The sequence below is a fragment of the Mesorhizobium sp. NZP2234 genome (assembly GCF_013170765.1).
Classification (GTDB): Bacteria; Pseudomonadota; Alphaproteobacteria; order Rhizobiales; family Rhizobiaceae; genus Mesorhizobium; species Mesorhizobium loti_D.
In genome coordinates this window covers 6,308,056-6,327,919 of sequence record NZ_CP033364.1, presented here as the reverse complement: position 1 = coordinate 6,327,919, position 19,864 = coordinate 6,308,056, and the positions used below count along the sequence as shown (strand labels likewise).

The 19,864-nt window shown below is 62.3% G+C and carries 20 protein-coding genes, 1 tRNA gene and 1 pseudogene; 15 read left to right on the top strand and 7 right to left on the bottom strand.

Annotation, left to right across the window (positions count from 1 at the left end):
• Positions 1-1,365: 1,365 nt before the first annotated feature.
• From EB230_RS30525 to EB230_RS30480, 10 genes and pseudogenes are all read left to right on the top strand, one after another.
• Positions 1,366-1,689 (top strand): DUF736 domain-containing protein, encoded by a 324-nt coding sequence (locus tag EB230_RS30525; protein WP_006328923.1) that lies wholly within the window; start codon positions 1,366-1,368, stop codon positions 1,687-1,689.
• A 163-nt stretch (positions 1,690-1,852) separates the two neighbouring features.
• Positions 1,853-2,122 (top strand): helix-turn-helix domain-containing protein, encoded by a 270-nt coding sequence (locus tag EB230_RS30520; RefSeq protein WP_006328932.1) that lies wholly within the window; start codon positions 1,853-1,855, stop codon positions 2,120-2,122.
• On the top strand, positions 2,119-2,667 hold the full coding sequence (locus EB230_RS30515; protein WP_006328934.1) for a S26 family signal peptidase: 549 nt from the start codon (positions 2,119-2,121) through the stop codon (positions 2,665-2,667). Before EB230_RS30520 ends, EB230_RS30515 begins: the two co-directional genes overlap by 4 nt.
• The gene (locus tag EB230_RS30510) at positions 2,655-3,338 is read left to right on the top strand and encodes a lytic transglycosylase domain-containing protein (RefSeq protein WP_172374559.1); all 684 of its coding nucleotides are present in this window, start codon (positions 2,655-2,657) and stop codon (positions 3,336-3,338) included. The genes EB230_RS30515 and EB230_RS30510 overlap by 13 nt, the downstream gene beginning before the upstream one ends.
• Before the next feature lie 190 nt (positions 3,339-3,528).
• Positions 3,529-5,499 (top strand): relaxase/mobilization nuclease RlxS, encoded by a 1,971-nt coding sequence (rlxS, locus tag EB230_RS30505; protein WP_172374557.1) that lies wholly within the window; start codon positions 3,529-3,531, stop codon positions 5,497-5,499.
• A 209-nt stretch (positions 5,500-5,708) separates the two neighbouring features.
• A pseudogene (locus EB230_RS30500) lies at positions 5,709-6,664 on the top strand (DUF1403 family protein).
• A gap of 2 nt (positions 6,665-6,666) precedes the next feature.
• A complete protein-coding gene (locus EB230_RS30495; protein WP_172374555.1) occupies positions 6,667-7,362 on the top strand; it encodes an SMC-Scp complex subunit ScpB in 696 nt (231 codons plus the stop codon).
• A 231-nt stretch (positions 7,363-7,593) separates the two neighbouring features.
• Complete coding sequence (locus EB230_RS30490; RefSeq protein ID WP_172374553.1) at positions 7,594-8,304, top strand: hypothetical protein; 711 nt, start codon at positions 7,594-7,596, stop codon at positions 8,302-8,304.
• A gap of 12 nt (positions 8,305-8,316) precedes the next feature.
• Positions 8,317-8,793: a hypothetical protein gene (locus tag EB230_RS30485; protein WP_172374551.1), complete on the top strand. Its 477-nt coding sequence runs from the start codon at positions 8,317-8,319 to the stop codon at positions 8,791-8,793.
• An 84-nt stretch (positions 8,794-8,877) separates the two neighbouring features.
• On the top strand, positions 8,878-9,579 hold the full coding sequence (locus EB230_RS30480; RefSeq protein WP_172374549.1) for a hypothetical protein: 702 nt from the start codon (positions 8,878-8,880) through the stop codon (positions 9,577-9,579).
• Positions 9,580-9,583: 4 nt separating this feature from the next.
• On the opposite strand, the gene EB230_RS30475 is transcribed toward EB230_RS30480, so the two are convergent.
• Positions 9,584-9,690, bottom strand: a tRNA-OTHER gene (locus EB230_RS30475).
• A gap of 6 nt (positions 9,691-9,696) precedes the next feature.
• Positions 9,697-10,179: a helix-turn-helix domain-containing protein gene (locus EB230_RS30470; protein ID WP_172374547.1), complete on the bottom strand. Its 483-nt coding sequence runs from the start codon at positions 10,177-10,179 to the stop codon at positions 9,697-9,699.
• A 387-nt stretch (positions 10,180-10,566) separates the two neighbouring features.
• Between EB230_RS30470 and EB230_RS30465 the strand changes: the two genes are divergently transcribed.
• Complete coding sequence (locus EB230_RS30465; RefSeq protein WP_172374545.1) at positions 10,567-10,749, top strand: hypothetical protein; 183 nt, start codon at positions 10,567-10,569, stop codon at positions 10,747-10,749.
• 27 nt (positions 10,750-10,776) lie between these two features.
• On the opposite strand, the gene EB230_RS30460 is transcribed toward EB230_RS30465, so the two are convergent.
• From EB230_RS30460 to EB230_RS30440, 5 genes are all read right to left on the bottom strand, one after another.
• The gene (locus EB230_RS30460) at positions 10,777-11,343 is read right to left on the bottom strand and encodes a hypothetical protein (protein WP_172374543.1); all 567 of its coding nucleotides are present in this window, start codon (positions 11,341-11,343) and stop codon (positions 10,777-10,779) included.
• 232 nt (positions 11,344-11,575) lie between these two features.
• The gene (locus EB230_RS30455) at positions 11,576-12,409 is read right to left on the bottom strand and encodes a ThiF family adenylyltransferase (RefSeq protein ID WP_172374541.1); all 834 of its coding nucleotides are present in this window, start codon (positions 12,407-12,409) and stop codon (positions 11,576-11,578) included.
• The gene (locus EB230_RS30450; protein WP_172374539.1) at positions 12,406-13,032 is read right to left on the bottom strand and encodes a hypothetical protein; all 627 of its coding nucleotides are present in this window, start codon (positions 13,030-13,032) and stop codon (positions 12,406-12,408) included. The genes EB230_RS30455 and EB230_RS30450 overlap by 4 nt, the downstream gene beginning before the upstream one ends.
• 2 nt (positions 13,033-13,034) lie before the next feature.
• Complete coding sequence (locus tag EB230_RS30445; RefSeq protein WP_172374537.1) at positions 13,035-13,415, bottom strand: hypothetical protein; 381 nt, start codon at positions 13,413-13,415, stop codon at positions 13,035-13,037.
• Positions 13,412-13,768 carry a hypothetical protein gene (locus tag EB230_RS30440; protein WP_172374535.1) on the bottom strand — a complete coding sequence of 119 codons (357 nt, stop codon included), beginning with the start codon at positions 13,766-13,768 and terminating at the stop codon, positions 13,412-13,414. Before EB230_RS30440 ends, EB230_RS30445 begins: the two co-directional genes overlap by 4 nt.
• Positions 13,769-13,867: 99 nt before the next feature.
• Here EB230_RS30440 and EB230_RS30435 point away from each other — a divergent pair, with 99 nt between their 5' ends.
• The 4 genes from EB230_RS30435 to EB230_RS30420 all read left to right on the top strand — a co-directional run bounded on the left by EB230_RS30435 (position 13,868) and on the right by EB230_RS30420 (position 19,863).
• On the top strand, positions 13,868-14,770 hold the full coding sequence (locus tag EB230_RS30435) for a WYL domain-containing protein (protein ID WP_172374533.1): 903 nt from the start codon (positions 13,868-13,870) through the stop codon (positions 14,768-14,770).
• A gap of 344 nt (positions 14,771-15,114) precedes the next feature.
• Entirely contained in the window at positions 15,115-16,338 is a 1,224-nt protein-coding gene (locus EB230_RS30430; protein WP_172374531.1) for a Druantia anti-phage system protein DruA, read from the top strand.
• 325 nt (positions 16,339-16,663) lie between these two features.
• Positions 16,664-17,962: a hypothetical protein gene (locus EB230_RS30425; RefSeq protein WP_172374529.1), complete on the top strand. Its 1,299-nt coding sequence runs from the start codon at positions 16,664-16,666 to the stop codon at positions 17,960-17,962.
• A complete protein-coding gene (locus EB230_RS30420; RefSeq protein WP_172374527.1) occupies positions 17,959-19,863 on the top strand; it encodes a hypothetical protein in 1,905 nt (634 codons plus the stop codon). The genes EB230_RS30425 and EB230_RS30420 overlap by 4 nt, the downstream gene beginning before the upstream one ends.
• Position 19,864: the final 1 nt, after the last annotated feature.

The following is a 19,864-nucleotide window of genomic DNA, read 5'->3' as shown; positions in this document are numbered from 1 at the left end:
TGTCGGCTTGAGCAGGGCGCCGTGCCTTGACCGAGACCGCGCGCGCCGCACAATCGCTTGGTCATCCGGACCGAGCAAAGGTGCTGTACTGTCGGAGTAGTCAGAACTACCGCACCGGCTAGGGAAGACGAAAACCGTTCCCGACGGGCCGAGCCGATGCATTGCCGCACGCCGGCGGGCACTGCATCGACCGCGTAAGGCTTTGTCTCTAGCGTGTAATTGCGTGCGCAGGCTGGCAACTTGCGAAGACGCGGCCGTCGCGCCTCTACCATCGCGCTGTTGCTGTTCCCCCTGTCGAGGAAGGTCTTTGACACCCTTGAGCTCTTCATCACGGCGCGCCGGTCTCCACGCGGTGAGGATCGAGTCCGGCTGGGCGTCACGGCGTTTTGCATGATTGAGATTCCTTGATTTGCTGCCTCGTGCGCGCCTATCCGAAAACATTGTTGTGTTCCGAAGGCGGACAAGAATGTCGCAAGCGCGACCACAACATCGCGACGGCCGGTCTGCCGGTACGGGGGCAATTGCAACCCGTGGCCTTCTTCGGAAATCGGGGGAGCAATACCCTTTCCTCGTCACTTCGGACGCGGGCTCAGCTGTGCCCGCCGCGCCGCTAGGAACGACCTAACCTTAGCGGATGGCGGCTGGCCGATCACCCCGGGCATGTCCGCGTCGATCAAAGGAAAGCGTCTGGTCTCAGCCAGGGGGACCTCGCGAAGGCAATCGGTATCAATGTGGTCGAGTTCCTCGATCACGCCGAGACGATCGGTTTCGCTCCACGGGAACCTGCTGACGCGGATTTCGACCAAGGCCCGGTCGCTGCTTACCCTCGAATGAGTCCGCCATGCCGAGGCGGCTCGTCGATAGCCGCGGGTTGGCGCCTCTCCGGGGCGCGTTGGCTGCACGTTCCGCCCCTTGGACCCCGCCTCCGGCAACAACATCCGGCCGCCAAAGCTCGCCCTTGTCAGTGCTCGATTACCACGCCGAGATGCCTGCTGGAGCTTCCGGTGCACGGGCACATTTATCGATCCGGCACGGTGTTGAGCGTGCGGAACCCGCCGCACGCGTTCCGATCGTTTGTTGTGCTCACCCGATCACGCGACCTGTCCCCACACGTCTTGAGGGCCATTCCCCTGCGGCTGGCTCATTGACCTATGGGCGGTTCCAGCCCGCCCGAAACCCTCGCCACCAGCTTTTTTCCCCGCCGCATGACGCGGCTTCCTCGCGCCGCTTCGCTTCAAAAAAGCTGCCCGCTCGGGTCCTTCGCTGCCGCTGCGGCCCTGCCGGGTTCGCGCGGTCCGGACGCGCCCATCACGGTCCGCCATCGCAGGGGAATGGTCCCCGGCGACAGCAAAAGGAGACAGGAAAATGACCGCGATCGGTTACGTCAACAAGCAGGAAAACGGCAGCTACAAAGGCCAGCTCAGGACACTCAGCGTCCGCGCCGACATCGACATCGTGCCCAATCGGAGCAAGTCCGCCGACAACCATCCCGACTTCCGGGTGCTGACGCAGGGGGTCGAGGTCGGCGCGGGCTGGATCCGAACCGGGGAGACTTCCGGCAACGACTATGTGAGCTTGTCCATCGCCGCACCGGAGTTCGGTCCGCGCAAGCTCTATGCCAATCTCGGCCGCGCCGCCGGCCAAGACGATCAAGACACCTACGCCGTCATCTGGAACCCGGCCGACTGACCGGCCGGCTCAAGCCCTCGCGCCGCAACTCGGCGCGGGGGTTTCCCGCCGACGCTCGCCCGAAGGGGCGGCGAAAACTCCCACCCGACTCTTCGCCCGTCCCCACGACGACCTCGCTCGCCGATCCTCGCGGTCGCTTGTCCGAACCGAAACGAGGACCATCATGGACGACGAAAACGACCGCGCGGCCCGCGCCAAGAAGGGCAGTCCGTTTCTGAACACCGCGCAGGCTGCCTTCTATATCGGCCTGTCCCAGCGCACCCTGGAAAAGATGCGGCTGACCGGCGGCGGCCCGAAATACCGCAAGCATGGCCGCTATGTCCGCTACCACATCGACGAACTCGACGACTGGTCGAAAGGCCGCCCGCCAGAACCCGGCTCCGACGATGACAAGGGCGGGTCCGGCTCAGCCGACGAGGGAGCCCGCTCATGAGCCAGCGGCCTTCCATCCATCTGATCGGCAGCCGTTTGCGGCGCGTTCGGGCGCGCAAGGCAATCGCCATCGCCGCCATTGGCCTGAGCCTGACAGGCTTCACGGCGCTCCCAAAGCCGTCTCCCTTGCTGGTCTGGAACGCCTCGGCTAGCGCGCCGGTCGGTCTCTATCGCGTTGGGTCTGGCACGCCTGCGCGCGGCGATCTTGTGCTCGCCCGCCCGCCTGGCTTCGTTGCCTATCTCGCCGACCAACGCGGTTATCTGCCTCGCAATATACCGCTGGTGAAGCGTCTCGCCGCGCTGCCGGACGAGCATGTCTGCGCCTTTAGTAATGCCATCATCATAGGCGGCGAGATCGTCGCCCGTCGGCTCAAAATCGACACGCAAGGCCGTCCGCTGCCCTGGTGGAACGGCTGCCGAGCGCTCGCCCATGACGAGGTTTTCCTGCTCGGCAACGAAAAAAATCACTCCTTCGACAGTCGCTATTTCGGGCCGGTGCCGGCCGAAAACATCATCGGGAGGCTGGTGCCGCTATGGACCGAGTGACCCTCCTGATGCTCGGCATGATCGCCGTCGCGCCATGCGCCTGTTCCGCCTCGGCCGGCGCTGAGCCAGCCGTCATCTCCCAAAGTCCGCAGCTGCAACGATGGCAGCACTTCGTATCGGAAGCAAGCGCACGCTTCCACATTCCCCAGGCCTGGATTTGCGCCGTCATCGATGCCGAAAGCCGCGGCAAGACCGTCCTCGATGGCCGTCCCATCACCTCCCGCGCCGGCGCCATGGGCCTTATGCAGGTGATGCCCGGCACCTATCAGGAGATGCGCGTCGAGCACGGTCTGGGAGCCGACCCGCACGATCCGCGCGACAACATCTTGGCCGGAACCGCCTATCTCAGCGCCATGTATAAGCGTTTCGGATTCCCCGGCCTGTTTGCCGCCTACAACGCTGGACCCGAGCGCTATGAAGGCCATTTGAAGCTTCGAAGGCCGCTGCCGAAAGAGACCGTTGCCTATCTGAAACAGCTTGAGGCGACGGGGATTTCGGCGGCCGACATGAACGAATTCAAAGGCCAATCCACAACTTCAAAGGGGCGGAACGCTCCCTCCGGACGCTCTTTGTTCTTCCTTCGCGGCGGTGTTCGCGCCGGTGAAACGAATGGCGGCCTTTTCGTGCCGCTCGGCAGGGATCGCCCGCGGCCAAAGAAGCACAATGGCTAGCGATGTTGAGGGCATCCGGGAGGGGCCAGGGACGCTTAAGGCGAGGGGCGCGTAAGGCAAGATAAAGGCACCGCCTCCATGAGGCGGCGAAGCCTTTGTCTGCACATCGTTTTTGCCGGAGGCTGCCGGCGGCGCCAGGAGGGTGGGCCAGCGAGACTCAGGTTTCGCTTGAATTTGCCCGGAGGCTGGTATGCAGGACGATGAGTTCAGGCCGAAGCTCGGCAAGATCGGCTCGCGCGGCTCGAAAGCAGGCAAGCGCTATGCCGGCCAGGTCAAGGCAGCGATCAACCGAGCCGGCGGCCGCCTCCAGCGCGGCGGTCGCTTCACGGGGAGCCGGACTGGCCGCGGCGGGGCGGCGGCCGCGCTGCTCAAGTCACGCGACCGGTATGCCGCCTTCCGGCAGCGGCGGGTGATGGTCAAGGCGCGGATTGTGAAGCTGGCCGGCAAGGGTGCGGACGGAGCGCGTGCGCATCTGCGCTACATCCAGCGCGATGGCGTCACCAGGGAAGGCGAACCCGGCAAACTCTATGGCCCCGGCAGTGATCGCATCGACAGTAAGGCCTTCGTCGATCGCGCGGATAGCGACCGGCATCAATTCCGCTTTATCGTCGCACCGGAAGACGGCATTGAGTATGACGACCTCAAGCCGCTGACGCGGCGGCTCATGGCGCAGATGGAGGAGGATCTCGGCACCAGGCTCGACTGGGTTGCCGTCGACCATTTCAACACCGGCCATCCGCACACCCATATCATTGTCCGCGGCAAGGATGATCGCGGCGAAAACCTCGTCATCGCGCGGGAGTATATTTCGAGCGGCATCCGCGAACGGGCGGCCGAACTGGTGAGCCTCGACCTCGGTCCCCGCACCGACCGCGAGATTGAACAGCGCTTGCGCCAGGAAATGGAGCAGGAACGCTTCACCAGCATCGACCGGCAGCTGCTGCGCATGCGCGATGAGGACCGACTTGTTTCTACGGACGGCCGCGACGCCTTTCGCCAGACGCTGCATCAAGGCCGTCTGCGCAAGCTCGAGCGGATGGGCTTAGCCGAGGAGGTCGACCCGGTCCGCTGGCGCCTGGATGATGAGCTGGAAGCCACGCTGCGCCGCACCGGCGAACGCGGCGACATCATCAAGACCATGCACCGCGAACTGACTGGCAAGGGGCTCGCTCGCAGTGCCGCCGATTACCTTGTCCACGATCGACGTGAAGAGCCCTCCCCACCGGTCGTCGGCCGCCTCGTCGCGCGCGGGCTCGCCGACGAAATCAACGATCGGCATTACCTCATCGTCGACGGCGTTGACGGCAAAAGCCATTGGATAGACATCGGCAAAGGCGAGTTGACAGAACCGACGCCCGACGGCTGCATCGTGCGTGTCACGTCGAGGGATACCAAGCCCAGGCAAGTCGACCGTACAATCGCCGACATCGCTACCGCACACGGCGGCCGTTACAGCGTCGATATGCACCTCAAGCATGATGCGTTCGCCACCGAAAGCTTTGCCGAGACGCATATCCGCCGGCTGGAGGCGATCCGGCGCTCCACCGGCGGCGTGGAGCGCGAGCCGAATGGCACCTGGATCATCGCGCCGGATCATCTCGATCGTGTCGCGGAATACGAGCGCCTGCGGGCCAGGGTCGAGCCTGTGATAGTCGAGAAGCTCTCATCAATGCCGCTGGAACGCCAAGTCAGCTTCGAAGGCGCCACCTGGCTCGACCGGAACCTGGTTGCCGAGAGACCGGAGCCGTTGCGCAACTCAGGCTTCGGGCATGAGGTGCGGGAGGCGCATGCCCGTCGGCGGCAGTGGCTGATCGCGCAAGGCCTCGCGCACGAAGAACAGGACCGGGTCGTCTATCGTGCCAACATGATTTCGATCCTGCGCCAGCGCGAGCTGAACCGTGTCGCCGGCCAGCTGTCGGATCAGCTCGGTCTCTCGTATGCCGAAGCGCAGCCTGGAGAACGAATAGAAGGCACGCTGCGCCGATCGGTCGAGCTTGCCAGCGGCAAATATGCCGTGATCGATAAGTCGCGCGAGTTCACGCTCGTGCCATGGAGGCCGGTGCTTGATCGGTACATCGGAAAGGAGGTGTCCGGGATCATGCGCGGGGAGGGGGTTTCATGGACCATCGGGCGGCAGAGGAGCGGGCCGAGTGTTTCGTGACATGGCTGCACGGAATCTTCGTCCGCGCAGCAGAAAGCGCGCTCCGTCGAGAGCTGCATGGTTAGCCGGCTTACTTAGAGGTATGGATATCGTGACGATTTAAACGGCTGATAATGCAAGATTATCATTCGTTTTATCACGCCGACAGGCTGTGCGTTTTGACATGAAAATAATAGCACAATGCGCACCGGCACTTTACCCTCCAAACCATGATTCGCCTCGATCCCGCGACCGCCAGCCCGCCGCGCAGCCGACTGTTCCAGCCTGGGCGCTTGCCGCCGGCGGCGGGCCGAGCGACGCTGACGCCGCTTTCCAGGCCGGCGCTGCCTTGGGCGCGCTCGACAGCCTCGCACGGGCGCAGCCTTCCTGGGCCGGCGCCTGGCGCCAGCGGCTGGCGCTTCGCTGTGCCGCCGCCGGCATGCGGCTGGCCGGCCGCGCCGAGAGCGAGGCCGCCTTGCGCGATGCCTGGCACTTGTGCCCTGCCGGAGCCGATCCTGGTCCTGCCGGCGCCATCTTCGGCACCTGGCGGCAGCTCCCGCTCGTGCCGCCAACCGCCGCCGTCGATCGCCTGGCACGGGTCACCGAGAAGCTCGGGCTGCACTGGGACGGCGAGGCGCTGGCCGAGCTTGGTGAGCACATCGACGACCAGGCGCGCTCGGGGCGGCCGGCACCGTTCGCCGCCGCGGCAATCGCCGCTTACGTCGTTGCCATGCGACCCGACTCCGAGCTTTTAGCCTGGTGGCTCGCCGACCTGGTGTTGGCGCAAAACCTGGGCTGGCCGCGCCCGCTGCCGCTGCTGATGGCACACTCTTTAGGCCCGACGTTTCGGTCCGAGCTTGGCGGCGGCAAGCGGATCCGGCCTGGCGAAAAAGGGTTTGAGCGGGCGGTGTGCCTGGCGCTGGCGCAGGCGGCGGCGGACGCCTGCCGGCTGGCTGCCGAGCTGTCGCGGCGCGCGGAGCGGCTCATCGCTGTCGCACCGAAGCTCAGGGCAAAGGGAGCAGGCGATGTGATCCAAAGACTGCTCGACGACGACGCCGTCTCCGGCTCGCTGACGACGAAAAGCCTGTCGCGTTTTGCGGCGCGACGACTGTTCGAGCGGCTGCAAAAACTCGATGCCGTGCGCGAGCTCTCCGGCCGCACCACCTTTCGGCTGTTTGGGTTGTAGCGATGAGCGAAGCGTCCGCCCGCCGCAAGCCAAACGGTCAGCCAGCTTTGCTGGATACCGAGCTGGAGCACCTGCCGCCAGAACTGCGCTGGCGCGAATGGATGGGCCGCGTCGAAGCAGTGGTCTTTGCGGCGAGCGAACCGGTGCCGCGCGAGGTGCTGGCGCGCGTAGTCGGCAAAAACTGCAATCTCGACCTGGTCATCGACGACATCCGCGCCGAGCTCGCCGGCCGCCCCTACGAGCTGGTCGCGGTCGCCGGCGGCTGGCAGCACCGGACCAAGAAAGCCTTCGGAGACATCATCCACGCCGCATTCGGTACACCTGCGGGGCAGGGTGCGAAGGAATTGTCGCAATCCGAGGCGCTGGTGTTGATGTGCATTGCCTATTTCCAGCCGATCACCCGCGCAGAGCTGTCGACCTTCTTCGGCAAGGAGGTGTCGCGCGATCTGATCGGCGTGCTGCGCGCGAAGGAACTGATCGCCTCGGGCCCGCGCAGCCCGCAGCCGGGGGCGCCTTATACCTATGTAACGACCAAAAATTTTCTGTCGCAGTTCGGGCTCGACACGCTGCGCCAGCTGCCGGATTTCGAGGCGCTTGAGGATGCCGGACTGCTGTCGAAGGAGAAGCTCCTGGCCCGCGACATCATGCCCGACTTTCCTTCCAATCATCAAAACGCCGATCCAGAGATCGAGGATTGACCGTCCGCTGGCACGAAGCAGCCGCTGGCAGTTGCGTGTCCGAAATATATTGGCGTTTTTCGGACAAGGGGCAGTTCCTGACAGAGGCGCTCAATCTGGTCGGCGATCTCGGAGGGGGCCTACCCGCAGCCAACTAAAACTGTGGGGAGCTTGCGGTCGAGGGCCTCCAGCACCTACCGCGGCGATCGCCAGCCATGGCAGAGTGAGTGGATCTGGTTCAAGGATCTGACAATGGCCAAGCGGCGCCCGGCTCACTGTGCACTGTGCGGAGAACTGCGACTGGTCACGCGGGAGCACGTGGTGCCTCGCGGGCTCTATCCGGATTCAAAGGCCAGTAGCCGCTTCCAGCGCATCGTGATCCCGACTTGCGGGACCTGCAACAACGGGACCTCGGACGATGATGCGCATTTCAGGAACGTCGTCAGCATTGCCGGCGACGCGAACGCTGCGGTCAAGGAGTTATGGGACGGGCCGATTAGGCGCAGTTTCGGGCAAGTCGATGGCCGAAGGCGGGCATTGGACATGTATGCCTTGATGCAGCCGGTGCTGCGGGACCCCAGCAACCGGTACCAGGTTTATCCGGGGCGTGACCCGAGGATCCTGTGCACGCTGCGCAAGATCGTCAGGGGCTTGAGCCACCACCATGGCTTTCGGTCCGCGGTGGGTGACGACGAGGTCTTCGCGGATGTCCTGAAGGCCAACGTGCCTGACGAGATCGTCTTAAGCCTGCAAGCCACGGACGCCGAGCCTGACATTCTCACCTACCGCTACGGGCGGATCGAGGACAGCGCCGGACTGGAATCTGGATGGCTGTTGCGGTTCTACGAACGGACGATGTTCATCGGTCTCGTCTTCGAAAGCGCCGAAGCGAAACGGCGGCTGGAAGCCGCAGGCGAGCTCGCACGGCTCCAGGCAGACATCGCGCAGTCGATTGGTTCGTAAGGGGAGGGGCGGTTGACCGCGGAACAGGACGCATCGTTCTATGAGGGCAAGCCGCACGGGCCTATCGAGCAGCCCGTCAAGGCTGTCGCCATCACTCTAGACGGCAAGCCGTTTGAGTTCCGGGATGCTTCGCTGCGGCTCGATGAGCACCTCGACCTTCAACTGACATGGACAGGAAGTCTCGGGGGCGGATTCAGAAGGATCGATCAGGATCTCAAAGTCACTTTCGAGGGAGGCACGACGGCCGAGTTTCTGATCATGAGGCATCGGTATCATGTTGTAGGACGTGAAGATTTTGTCGCGACATCCCGATTTTCGCCCTTGGAGTTGACGGGCAAATCGAGGGCCTGCGCGGGGGCCGTCATTTTGAACGGTCCATCGATTCACCCTAAAGCCGTCGAGATCGAGCTGCAGGCCGACAATCTGGCAGCAATCGTGCGGCCTTTTGATCACTTCCATGCTATAATAGGCGCAGGCGTCCGCCGCTGATGCGCACCACGTCCCATCGTATTGAGCTGCGTTCGCTGGACGGGCGGCCCCTAAGGGCCAAGAAAGCATACGATTTCCTCGGCCATGTCTGTGATTTTCTTGGGTTCATCAAAGGCACCAGGGTCGGATACGGCGAAGTCCGGAACGCAGCCAGGGACGGTTTCTGCTCCCTTGGCTTCAGCCGAGCCGATCGGCTGGACGCGCCAAAAAAATTGGTACCATTGGGCAATCCTGGACAACTTGCCGGCACTCTTTTCCGGCTATATGGCGGCCTTCCAGCTGTCAGAAGCCCATCGTGGCATCGGGCGGGCGCTCGCCTACTACAAGATTGCGAACCTCTCCCGCGCCGACGCTGCGGAAACTGCGGTCATCATGTCTGCAGCCGCGTTGGAAACATTAGCCGCTTACGTCCTGGGGACGAAGGGAGGCTGGACTCAGTCGATGCTCAGGAACGTCAGCCTGGCGGAGCAAATCCGGGCCTGTACCCGCTTGCTCAAGATCGAGGGCGATCCGACCGACCAGTCAGAGCTCCTGCGAAAGCGCCTGAAAGCCAAGAAGGGGCAGCCGGCCCGGGACGGATTTTCTCTGCTGACCGACTTTCGCAACGGTGTCACCCACTCGACGCCGTTCAAATATGATCTGGACATCTACGATGCATGGGACGCATCCCAGTGGCTTCTGGAAGTGCAGTTGCTGGCACTGTTCAACTATCGAGGCAAATACCAGGACCGGCGCCACCAGCGGCGAACTTATGCCGGAAACCTGGCAACAATGCCGATCGCATGAAGGATGGGCGTGACGGCAGGACTTGAACCTGCGACCTCCCCGCCCCTAGATAGCGGTGTCACGCACCACCCAGGTCGAAAGCGAGGCACTCTTCCTCTGAGCTACGTCACGATCTGCCTATTTTTCGTTATCCACGACCAGTTTCGGCTTCTTGCGCCGCAATCGGTCTGACCGCTCTTGGGCTGCCCGTTTCATTTCGGCGGCCTTCTCCAGCGCAAACGGCCTGGCGGCATCGATTAGACCGTCGAAGCGGTATTTATTGGTCATGCTGCCGTTTGGCGTGTGGCGCCGCTCTTCCCGGCCGAGCAGGCCGTGGGCCTCCAGCGCGGTAATCCTCTTCTGGATCGTGCGCGGTGTCACTCCGATTGCTTTGGCGATGGTTTCGACTGAAGGATGGGGGAGATTCTCGGGCAGCCACCAGTATTGGACCAGGTGGATGATGATGTTCATATCCAAGGCGTCCAGGCCGAGGGCCTGCTGCTTCTCGATGATGATGTTCGGGAACGCGCTCCAGCCGGTGGCCATCAACGCCCTGGTCCATTTCTTCTCGTTGGTGCGAAGCTTGTCGACATCGGCTTTGGCTGTCACTGGCTGCGCCATGGAAGGGCTCCTGGTGTTCAATTCTGCGATCAAATATCGGCGCTTCCTATCTCGAGCACAAGTGGGCAGGGGGCGAATTTTGGTTCGGGGGGTGGGCGATCCAGAATTCACCCGACGCTCGAACTCCCAGACAGGGGCTGGTGACGCGCACTTCGCCCAAAGAAGAGACTTGATAATACGAATTGTCGATTGATAATACGAATTGTCGATCAGACGAAGCTGTCGATATGCAACCGATAAGATAGGCCCCCCGTCCAGAGGCTCACCCGGGGTATTGACATGTGGTTTATGCACACAGATAGTTTCTATGATCATCAATTCGAGATTGGATGCAGCGGCGTTAGACGCCTGGCAACCGATCCCGTTACCGTTGAGGCGAGGTGACTTATGGATTTTACAGCTGACGTGCTTCATCGCCTCGAAAAGAACGCGAAGGCGGCAGCCGGCGTTTCGAAAAAGGCCGCCGACAAAGAGCTGAAAAAAATCGGAATACTAACCCCTAAGGGTAAGTTGGCATCGCCCTACCGCAATGAAAAGCCTAAAGCCCGCCCGAAGGCGAAAGTGGCTTAGAAACGCCCCTCTCGGCGTTTTTTCAGCTTACAGTAGGCGGAAAACCCCTTTTATGCAGTCGGGGTTGCGAATGCAGATTTGGATGTGGCTTTTTTTGAAGAAGCCTGAGCCCTCATAAAGTGCGCCGCCCTCTTGGTAGAGACCACGCAAGCTGTCGGCGGGCGGGTGGTTGATGTCTTTGATCATTTTATGCAAGGTCATGACCACAGCGCAATCCCGTCGCCTCAGCAGCGCATCCGTCCCGCCCTCGTTTATCGGCACGGGGTTGCCGCTGGAGGCGGACAAAGACACCAATTTGTCATACGCTTGGCTTAGCGCCTGAAGGCTTTGCTCATTCAGGGTATCGATGCAGTTCCCCAAGGTCAGCGCCGCCCCCACGACCATCGGTTTCTTTACGCGGCCCCATTTCACTTGCTGCTGAGCAAAGCTCAATGCGCGCTCCGGGTTCGCCTCCCAGAAGTAGATACCGTGACCCAGCCAATCGTAATCGTTCTCGCTTGGCTCGAACTTGTTTCCGGCAAGAATCTTCTCACCGACCGCTTCGTCGCAGCCATGATAGCCCAGTAGGAGATTGGTGCTGAGTGCGTGATACATGCAAATCGTAGTCCTGTCCGTTCTTCGCGGGCCTTCCCAGAGCCCGCTCGGTCAACATCAGGCGGCCGGGCGTGCTCGTGTCAAGGGCAAGCCCCTCCTAAGGCGTCAGATGCGAAGGGACGATTCTAGATATTTTATCCGCAAACGGTGACTGCGCCAGCTTCTGCGTTTCAACGCAGTTTTCGTCGCGACCTGTCGTGCCGAAGCATGGCCGTCAATTCCGGCTCGAGCGTCACGTCCCGATCACTTTCCTGATGTCGAACTGCGGGTCGCCTAGCGCGTCCTGGCCGCCATAATGGGGGCAGACATTGGGGATGTTCATGTAATGCGGCCGCTCGCTTAGGGCCACCGTCTGCTGATTACCATCCAGTTCGAGCCAGGTGTAGGACTCCCGGGCAGGCAGCCAAGGTGTGAGCATTTTCATGAAAGCGCCGACAGCAAGGCTTGCCAAGGTTCCGTTGGTCCACACGACTTGAGGATTGATGCCGGCGGCGCCATATCTGTTCTCCTCGATGGCAAGATTTTCCGGTGTCAAGAACCCGAGGCAGTGCATGCAAGGCTGCCCTGGAAGGCTTACGATCATCTGCCCGGCGACCGCGAAATGCCCGTCGGCGACCTGGGTGATGTCCATTCCGATATCGATTAAAGGCACCGCGAAGCGGCGCGCCGCGCGTTCGAGATAATCCCGCTGCTGGTAACCATCCACGCAGCCGAAAATCACATGGGCGTCGCGGATTAGGTGATCGGATTCTTGCCACGTCGTGTCCGCCGAGAGGACCTCAGCCCAGGGACGTATGCCCCTGATCAGACGCGTGGCGATGTCAATTTTCTTGGTCCCGGCGACAATGTCGCTCTCGGTTCCACCGACAAGCCGGTTCAAGTTGCTGGCCTCCATGGCGTCCGGATCGATAAGTCGGAAATGGCCGACGCCCGCATGCGCCAATTGTTGGGCGATATGAGATCCGCCGCCGCCGAGTCCGGCGACCGCCACGCGCACGTTGGCGAGGAGGTGTTCAGCTTCGGGCCCGAGGAAGCTTTGGCGTGAGAAATCCCTATCGACCGTCATATGTAAAACTCCGTGCTGCCGTCGCGGGCGGCCCGATCAATGACTAGGCGCGGACCGATGGTGCTGAACTCATCGATCTTCACTACCTGCTCGGGCGATAGCCAGACGCGACCCGCCGCAGTTTTCGGGTTCAGGACGATCGCTCCATGCGGCATTTGCGGACAGACCGTGAAGAAGTCCGGTAAGAACTTAACCTGCTCACGCAGGTCGATTCCGCTAAACCAGAGGTGCTTGGAAAGCCCGTGCATATGGGTGTGGAACACGCCGACACCCTTCAGGAGGGCCAGTTCGAGCGCCTTGCGGATTGCTTCCGACCCGATCATGGCCCCTACCGACGGATCTCTTACATAGTCGTCGTCAGCGACTGGGTAATAGTCCTCGGCAATCAAGGTGACTCCCTCCGCGCCTTCGGCAGCGCGAACCGTAATGAACCCGACGCGTTCATGGGCAAAGGCGTGACGGCGCTCGAGGTCCGCGCGGACGCGAGACAGGAAGGCTTCGGTTGCGCGGAAAGTGACCCTCAAGGCGGGAACGGCCGGGGGCGGGGAGGAGGTCAGCGGCTTATCGACAGCCCCTAGCTTCCCGAAAACTGTCTGATAGAGCCAGCGCAGGAACCTGTTCATGATCAGGCCGCCTTATCGCTGGCCAGCGGCGCCAGGTGCGCCGCCAGGATTTCATGATATGGCAGGGCAGGGCTGACGTCCCGCCATGAGAACGAGTGCCAGTAGCGTCCGAGTAACGGCACGTTTGCTTCGTTCCAATTAACCGGCCCGCCCACGTTCTCCGCCATGTACAATTTCGTCGGATAAGTCGGATTGTTATGGTTTAGGCAGAGAACCGCATCCGTGACACGCACCTGGTTGCCCACCCACAGGCGCAACTGCTCCATAAAAATCAAATTTCGCCACCCTTCGGTTTTGAAGTTGACTTCACCGGAGCAGAGTTCACGGATTTGATCCAATCCATCAGGAGGGTCGCCTCCCTCCTCGACGCCGGCGATGATCATGACGAACCTCCGGTGCGAGCATGGCTCATGAAGCGCGATCCGTCGCGCACGGCGACAGTGCTAGCATCATCGAGGTCCTTGAGGCCGTTCGGCGTGATTTCGGCAAGGATCTTGGCGGGGTCAACGCCGACCTGGGCCTTCAATTCGCGGACGATCCACTGGCCGCCGCGGACGCGCTTCTGCACATTATCGACGAGGATAGTGACCTTATCGTCGCCGTGGCCAGGGTTGCCGCCGCCGTGACCGGGATTGCCGTCACCGCCGCCGTGGCCTGGGTTGCCACCATTGCCGAGGCCGGAGTCGTCTCCGGCGTCGGGATGGCCTTTACCCTTCTCTTCGTCCTGATCGCTCATGTTAGTTCTCCTTGATCCAGAGGCCTATACGATATACAGTTTCTCAACTAATCAGCCGATATATACATAGTTTTTATAAGTGTCAATGGGGTGGTGCATATGAATGATCCGGATGTGCGCTGGACGGTGGCCCAGCGCTACGAATTCATGGAATGGCGTATTTACTGGACAGGTTCGGTCAACAGGAGAGACCTCGAGACGAGGTTTCAGATCTCGTCGCCTCAAGCCTCGGTCGACTTCCGGACCTATCAGGAGATTGCCCCCGGCAACATCGAATACGACGCATCGGAAAAGTCGTATGTGAAGACTCGGAATTTCCGCCCGGTTTTCCTGACGTTGTCGCCGGAACGTTATCTCGCACAGTTGCGCGCCATCGAGTCAGGCGCCGCGCGTCTGGCCGATACCTGGTTCGAAAAGACACCCCCGGTGGAGATCATCCCTGAAATATCCCGAGGCCCCGAGGCTTACGTCCTTCGGGCGGTGGTCGACGCGATCGAGACGCGCTCCCAGATCGACGTCTTTTATCAGTCGCTGAGTCGGACAGGCCGCAGAACGATATGCCCTCATGCTCTGGTTCACGACGGGTCGCGTTGGCATTGCCGAGCGTTCTCGGTCGACCGCCAAGAATTTAGGGACTACGTGCTCGGGCGTATCCTTTCGTTCTGGCCGCCCGAGCCCTGTGACATTGATCCCGCCGATGACTTAGAGTGGTCGACGGATTTCGTCCTTAAGATTAAAGCCCATCCAGGCCTTGATGCAGAGCAGCGAGCCGCCATCGAGCACGATTTCCGCATTGAGGGCGGTGAGCGCAAGCTAAAGATGCGGCTAGCGGTGGCGTTCTATTTCGTCAAGCGCCACAACCTCGACCTGCAGTCTCATCCGGACGTGCCGCCAGCACGTATCCAGCTATGGCTGGAGAACCTGGAAGAACTGAACAGGGAGATCGCGTCTGCGAAAGAACGCTCCAAGCGGCTCATTGCGGGCCGGGCGCCGGCGCGGTGATATCAGCAAGAGCGAACTAGGCTGCCCCGCCATTCATAGCGCGGCCGGCGAACGACTGCCCTCCGCTTCTTGTAGGTCATGTCGCGCTACCGCAGGTGCTCCGGCTTGTCGTGCAGCATGTGGCAGCGCTGGCAAAAGGCGCGGAGGTTCGCAGGCGCGTGGGCCTCGTGAAGAATCCGGGGTGTTGTCGTGGGCGATTGGAATTGAAGGATCGACAGCGCGCGCGAATCCCAGCCTTATGCGACTGCCTGACTTCTAGGCAGCTGTTGGGTTTAGACTGTTGATTGATTGTCGAATGCAAACAACAATCTGGAACAACCAGAGGGATTGGGGGAAATGTGCCGATGGCCAGGGGCGTACTAGTTAAGTTTCCGACGCCGGAAGCGCAGCTGAAACGCGCGGTCCGCCAGCATCTCAAGCGCCTTGGGTTCAAAAAGGGTAAGAACGGCTTGCTGTTGCCGCCGGGGCAAGACAAAGAGGCGGTGCGACAGCTCCATGGGGAGCAGCGTAGCGACAAGCTTGAGGCGAACACAGCGTTCCTTGCCCGATGTGCCGAGGAACTCCTGCCGCATTTTGCAGACGGCGACGAGATTGAACCTGCCAACATCAGGTTGGCGCTTCGGCGAGTGCGCAGCGATACCAAGGATGCCGACCTGTTCCGGCTAGCCGCGCTAACCTGGTCCGTACCTGTATCGGCGGGGTTTGGCCGCCGCCTGCGCTACCTGGTGTGGGACGAGGGTCACGACCGTCTGGCGGGGATCATCGCTTTGGGCGACCCTGTTTTCAATCTGTCGGTACGCGACAAGTTGATCGGTTGGAACTCCGCTGACCGTTCGCTGCGGCTGGTGCACCTGCTAGATGCTTATGTGCTGGGTGCTGTGCCGCCGTACTCGTTCCTGCTCGGCGGCAAGGCTGTGGCTGCACTCGTGCGGACGCAGGAAGTGGTGCGGGACTTCAAGGACACCTACGGCGAGTCCGTCGGCATCATTTCGGGAGCCGCCAAGCACGCCAGCCTGCTGATGGTCACAACCAGCTCATCGATGGGGCGTTCATCGGTCTATAACCGATTGGCCCTTGGCGGCACGCGGTACTTCCAGCCGGTGGGCTATACCATGGGCTGGGGGCACTTCCATATTACAGACGCCCTGTTCGAGAAACTACGGGCCTATCTCCGGGAACTCAGCCACGACTATGCCGATCACCACGCGTACGGCAAGGGACCGAACTGGCGGCTGCGCACTATCAAGGCGGCGCTGACGCGGCTGGGCTTCAAAGACTCGCTGCTAAAACACGGCATTCAGCGGCAAGTATTCCTGTGCAGCCTGGCAGCCAACACGGTCGACATCCTCCGTGGGAGCGGGGCCGATCCCGACTACGGCAACCTTTTGAGCGTCGCCGAGGTATCGGCGCTGGCCGTAAGCCGCTGGATGGCGCCGCGCGGCATCCGCGAGCCGGCTTATCGCAATTGGCGCAAAGACCGCGTGCCAGAGCTTGTGAGCGGCGCCGTTGCCGGTAGCCTTGTCGAGTTGAAGCAACAGTCTGCGCAACCTGCCAGTCGAACGGGCTGAGGGGATGTATTTCGCCATCGACGTTGCGAGCGGACAGCGGGTAGAGGCCTCGCTGGCGCAGCGGTACCGCCGTTACTCCTGTCCTGTGTGCGATGCGCGTGTCAGCCCCCGGCAAGGCACCTACCGCGATGCGCACTTTGCCCACGTCTCGGGTGCCGCGCGACCGGAGTGCTACCTTTATCACGCGTCCGAGGGATGGCAGGGACCAGGAGCGGAGCCGGCGGTGCAAACGCGGCCAGAGCCAGCGACACCTCAGTTGCCCCTTGCCCTTACTCTGCATGTGCAGCCGCCGGTCGGCAGGGTATCGGCCCGTTGGGGCCTTGAGGTGCAGATTCCGCGCGCGCCCACCCCGAGGGGCAGGTTAACCTTCGACGGCGGTGGCGACGGGTTCCGGGTCGAGGTAGCCTGTGCCCGGCTGCACGCTGGGGCGCAGGCCTACGCCGTCAACCCTGACTCCCCGACGTTCCGCGTGGCTTGGGTCAGCACGGACGTGGACAACGCCTTTGGCGTCGCCGTGCAGGAGCGCATACCCGGTTTGGATACCGTGCGGAGCACGGTCTTTTCGGCCGGAAGAGGCAGCCGACAGGCGTTGGCAACCGGCCTGGACTGGGGCGCCACCTATTATTTCGTGCAGCGTGCCGAGCTCGTCACAGGTGTGCCGCCGCAACTCGCAGTCAGCCGTCTGGCCGACCTGAAGCAGTGGAGCTGCCTGCTGGTCACGCTTCCGCAGGTGGCCGACGAAGGGCTGGCCGAGTGGATCAGGCGGGCTACTGGTTTGGCGGTGCAGCAGGCCAAACGTCGGTGGGGCGTGGTGTCACCGCCCATGCACTTCATTGACGCATCGGCGCGCCTCGTCCTGGACACCAAGGGCGAACTCACCTTGGCGGTCCACGCAGGCGATGGCCATGGTGAGGCAAACCTCCTCGCACGCAGCGGTGAAGACAGTGCCTCCGTACCCCTCGTACGGGGACAATGGCAATTCATACGGGTCAGCGGCTTTCCGGGGACCGAGCCGCCTGTTCTGGAGGCCGAGGGGCGGCTATTGCCAGAGGTACTGGTCAGACCTGTTGTGCGAGCTGCAAGGGGAGCTCTCCTGACCTTCGGTTCACGCTCAGTTTCGGCGAGCTCGGCCGATGCACGGCCCCTACTTGAGCAGGTGCGGGCCGGCTCGCTCGACCTTTCTGGCCTCAATGTTCCCCGTGGACTTGTTCCAAGTCTTCGGTCACGGCCGGCGGGGGCTGTCGATTGGGCCCAGCACGTCTTCGCGACCACCGCCGCGGATCTCCATTCGGCTGCCGAGGCAGTGACGACGGAAGCCCTCGCTGAACTCCAAGTCGTGCTGCGTGACACCAAACGCGACGTGGTATTGGACTTGGGTCCGTTCGGCGCATGGTGGTTCGAAATGCGGGAGGCCCCGGACGGGCCGACCCGGCACCTGCCGCCAGCCACGCGTGCGCATGCCCGTTGGGTTCTCGCCGCCGCTGGGCAGGCGGGCGTCGCTTCAAGGTCGCAGTCCGACGAGGCGCTTTCGACCGCATTGCGCGCCATGATTGCGCCGCGTTGGCTTGAGGCTCACCACCGTCTTGCCTTGACCCGGATTCGCGGAAACAGAGACGCAACATGACCCAGCCGTCGCCCACGCCACAGGCTGTCAAACGGCTACGCGCGCTCGGTGACCGCGAACTGCTGGCCTTCTTCAACGAAGTGACCAGCAAGACAAGCCGGGAACTGTTGAAGGTGCTGCCTAGCGTTGACGGCTTTCGCAAGGATAGTGCCGCCAGCCTCCCGAAGCGCAAGCAGGCGCTGCTCCATCACTTTCTCAAGAAGGGCGGTGCTCCCAAGGCCAACAAGGAGCACGCCGACCTCGCCTACTATTATCTGTGGCGGGCGTGGGCGGAACAGCATTTGAAGGATGTCGAGGGTCTCGCCGTGATGCTCGACGCGATTGAGAATGCAACAACAAAAGACCATCCACAGGTGGTCGCGGACCAGCCGCAAGCGGAGATTGAAGCACTGTTCCGCAGTCTGCATGAACAGTCGTTTCTCAACAATTGTGCTGCAGAGACGATCGCGCGCCTTCTCCAGTTTAGCCCCTTCGAAACCACCGATACGCTTGAGCGGCTGGTAAGCAGCGCCAAACCGCAGGTGGCGGTGGAGAGAGACCGGGCATTGTCCGTCCTGCCGAAACGTTTGGAGGGCCACGAGGAACTGTTGAAAAGCCTGCAGGGCGACGTTGAGAGGTTGTCAGGCGAGGTGGCGCGATTGGCGGAGACCGTGACCGGTCTCGTGGCCCGGCCAGCCCCGGTGGTCGAAGAGGGCGTCCCTAGGCGCGCACTAGAAGCGGTGCTTGCCGAACTGGCGGCTGTGCGGAAGGAGTTCGAAACCCATGGCCAGGCCGTTGCGCGCGTCAGCGACGCGGCAGACGGGCGCCTGAAGGCCGTTGAACGCAGCGTGGCCGATCTCGAGGCGCTCTGGAGCGACACCGAGGACCGGGCAGGCAAGCACACCGCGGAACTGCAACAACAGCTTGCCGACATCGCCGAGAGGGTTGGGCAACTGGGGCAGAACGCCAGCCCGGCTCCGGTGCAGACCGAGGCACCATCCGTGGCCTCCACCCCATCGCTACGGGTTGTGCCGCTGGAGCGACGACCGGATCCGATCAAGGCCCTGGAGACGGGTACAGAGGCTGCGGCCCTGCTGACATCGAACTACGCTGCGCTTGGCCTTAAGTCGCCGGGCGCTGCGGTCTTTGCAGAGGAAGTGCTCGCCGCTGTAGTCACTGGCAGGGTGCTGTTTCTCAAGGGATCATTCTCGACCGAGCTGGCCCGTGCGACGGCATTGGCGCTCGCCGGCAAGCATGTGGTGCGGGCGCGAGTGCCGGTCGGTTTTGTCGATGCAGCGACGCTCGACACCGATGTGGTGGCGGCACTTGGCAAACAGGATGGCATGATCGGGGCGCTGGTGCTGGAGCGGGTCAACAATGCACCCTTCGAACTGCTGGCCGATGCGATCGCGGACCTGATCCGCGACGCAAGCGTCGTGGTGGTGGCAACACTGGCGGACGGAGTTTCGACGTTTCCAGAGCAGCCGCTCTATCTCCAACTGGGGCCGGTGTTCGACGCGGATGTGCTGGACTGGAGCATCTTTCCGAAGGCCAACGCCACTGTCTCCGCGGGCGCGCTGGCGTCGCTCGATCCCAAGGTCTTGTCGATGCAACTCTCCAAAGGCAAAGCCCAAACGGAAGAATTGCTGAGGCTTTTGCGGAAGGATCGTTCGTTGCGCAACCCGCGCATCGAGCGGACTGCAACAGCCTTCATGTCCACGCTTGAGAGTTTCCGTACTTCAAATGCGCCTACCTCGCTCCAATCCACCTCCTATGGCTGGCTGTGGCCGTTTTGGCGCATGACGGGCTTGGCACCGGAGGACATCGAGGACGAACTCGATGGCGGGCGGATCGATAGCGAGGACCATGTAGACACACGGCTCCAACTCCTGCTCGACCTTGCTGGTATCAGGAGGGAGTAGC